Genomic DNA, 480 nt, shown 5'->3' on the forward strand with positions numbered 1-480 from the left:
CTTCGTCGCCGTGCTGGCCAGGGCCGCCGTCGCGGTCGGCGTCGCCGGCGTCTTCATCGAGACCCATCCCGATCCCGACCGCGCCCCGTCCGACGGCCCGAACATGGTGGCGCTGCGGGACATGCCGGCGCTCCTGTCCGAGCTGCTGGCCTTCGATCGGCTGGCCAAGGCGCGGGCGTAGGGCCCGGGCGCAAACTGCAAACCTCAAGCCGGCTCGCGCATTGCGACGAGGACGTGCGCCCGCAGCGGCTGCGATAGCCCGTAACGCCCGTCCGCATCGCGCTCGGTCGCAGCCGCGAAGGCGGTGGCGATCGCTTCCGCGTTGTCGCGGATCGCGATCCGCCGCGCCGGGTCGACCGCGGCGACGCGTTCGAGGAAGGCGTCGCGGTCGGCAAAAGTCTCGGGGCGCACGAACGTCGTGTCGGAAAGGCAGCGGAACCGCCCGGCCGAGATCGCGTCGGCGATGGCGGCCTGCGCCGC

2 pseudogenes are annotated in these 480 nt (G+C 73.3%); one reads left to right on the forward strand and one right to left on the reverse strand.

From position 1 onward, the window contains the following. Nucleotides 1-181 (forward strand): annotated as a pseudogene (locus FV222_RS28910) (3-deoxy-8-phosphooctulonate synthase); the annotation flags it as partial. A gap of 23 nt (nt 182-204) precedes the next feature. Here the strand turns inward: FV222_RS28910 and FV222_RS30455 are convergent. Next, nucleotides 205-480: pseudogene (locus FV222_RS30455) on the reverse strand (methylase); the annotation flags it as partial.

It is taken from the genome of Methylobacterium sp. WL103 (assembly GCF_008039885.1).
GTDB lineage: Bacteria > Pseudomonadota > Alphaproteobacteria > Rhizobiales > Beijerinckiaceae > Methylobacterium > Methylobacterium cerastii.